The following is a 2,009-nucleotide window of genomic DNA, read 5'->3' as shown; positions in this document are numbered from 1 at the left end:
AATTCATTGTGAGCGCTTACCCGGTGGGATGCACCGTCGTTTAAGGAGGTGATCCAGCCGCAGGTTCCCCTACGGCTACCTTGTTACGACTTCACCCCAGTCATGAACCACACCGTGGTGATCGCTCCCCCGAGGGTTAAGCTAACCACTTCTGGTGCAGTCCACTCCCATGGTGTGACGGGCGGTGTGTACAAGGCCCGGGAACGTATTCACCGTGCCATTCTGATGCACGATTACTAGCGATTCCGACTTCACGGAGTCGAGTTGCAGACTCCGATCCGGACTGAGGCCGGCTTTTCGGGATTAGCTTCAGCTCGCGCTTTCGCAACCCTTTGTACCGACCATTGTAGCACGTGTGTAGCCCTACCCGTAAGGGCCATGATGACTTGACGTCGTCCCCACCTTCCTCCGGTTTGTCACCGGCAGTCTCCCTAGAGTTCCCGACCGAATCGCTGGCAAATAGGGACAAGGGTTGCGCTCGTTACGGGACTTAACCCAACATTTCACAACACGAGCTGACGACAGCCATGCAGCACCTGTCTCTGCGCTCCCGAAGGCACCCCGGAATCTCTTCCGGGTTCGCAGGATGTCAAGGGTAGGTAAGGTTCTTCGCGTTGCATCGAATTAAACCACATGCTCCACCGCTTGTGCGGGCCCCCGTCAATTCATTTGAGTTTTAACCTTGCGGCCGTACTCCCCAGGCGGTCGACTTATCGCGTTAACTGCGCCACTAAGTCCTCAAGGGACCCAACGGCTAGTCGACATCGTTTACGGCGTGGACTACCAGGGTATCTAATCCTGTTTGCTACCCACGCTTTCGCACCTCAGCGTCAGTGTCAGGCCAGAAGGCCGCCTTCGCCACTGGTATTCCTCCCGATCTCTACGCATTTCACCGCTACACCGGGAATTCTACCTTCCTCTCCTGCACTCTAGCCTGCCCGTTCCGGATGCCGTTCCCAGGTTGAGCCCGGGGCTTTCACACCCGGCGTGACACGCCGCCTACGCGCGCTTTACGCCCAGTAATTCCGATTAACGCTTGCACCCTCCGTATTACCGCGGCTGCTGGCACGGAGTTAGCCGGTGCTTCTTCTGCGAGTGATGTCGTCCGTACCATGTATTAAATGGCACGCTTTCTTCCTCGCTGAAAGTGCTTTACAACCCGAAAGCCTTCTTCACACACGCGGCATGGCTGGATCAGGCTTGCGCCCATTGTCCAATATTCCCCACTGCTGCCTCCCGTAGGAGTCCGGGCCGTGTCTCAGTCCCGGTGTGGCTGATCATCCTCTCAGACCAGCTACGGATCGTCGCCTTGGTAAGCCGTTACCTTACCAACTAGCTAATCCGACATAGGCTCATCCAATCGCGCGAGGTCCGAAGAGCCCCCGCTTTCTCCCGTAGGACGTATGCGGTATTAGCCTGAGTTTCCTCAGGTTATCCCCCACGACTGGGTAGATTCCTATGCATTACTCACCCGTCCGCCGCTCGACGCCTCCTAGCAAGCTAGGTTCGTTTCCGCTCGACTTGCATGTGTTAGGCCTGCCGCCAGCGTTCAATCTGAGCCATGATCAAACTCTTCAGTTGAAAGTCTGATAGTCCGTTGAGCGGACCAAACTTGGTTCAAGACTAAAACGTCTCTTGACGAGTCGCTTGCCTTGATAGGTCGTGACTGGCACCCCTATCCCGGGCAAGCGCCCACATGAATTACCTGATCGATTGTTAAAGAGCTGTTCGCGTTTGCCTCAAGGGCGCCTCGCGAGGAAGGCGTATTCTACCGAAAGCGCCGTGATTGTCAAGGCCTTAGAGCCGAGGTGACAATCACTGACATCGCCATGAAGCGCGGCGTTGTCAGGGCCTTTCGAGGTGCGGCGCATTCTACCGAACTCGGCGTCACTGTCAAGCGAGAAGCATCCCCCGAAGGGTCGAAATTTCTCAAGCAAGTCAGCTACTTGCGCTACCCTTTCACCGCTGGCCACGAAGCCCGTCGCCGGCAGCGGATGCGTACTTTACGG

General features: G+C 56.6%; 1 protein-coding gene and 1 rRNA gene. One reads left to right on the top strand and one right to left on the bottom strand.

Annotated elements, in window-relative coordinates:
* Window positions 1-41 precede the first annotated feature (41 nt).
* Window positions 42-1,581 (bottom strand): 16S ribosomal RNA (locus RVY79_RS16540).
* Window positions 1,582-1,829: 248 nt separating this feature from the next.
* On the opposite strand from RVY79_RS16540, the gene RVY79_RS16535 reads away from it, so the two are divergent.
* Window positions 1,830-2,009 (top strand): hypothetical protein (locus RVY79_RS16535; protein WP_317465571.1); only part of this gene is annotated, 180 nt, incomplete at its 3' end.

The sequence above is a fragment of the Chromohalobacter sp. HP20-39 genome (assembly GCF_033052815.1).
Lineage (GTDB): Bacteria > Pseudomonadota > Gammaproteobacteria > Pseudomonadales > Halomonadaceae > Chromohalobacter.
The sequence above is the reverse complement of the archived record's forward strand: the minus strand, read 5'-3'. Positions and strand labels throughout refer to the sequence as shown.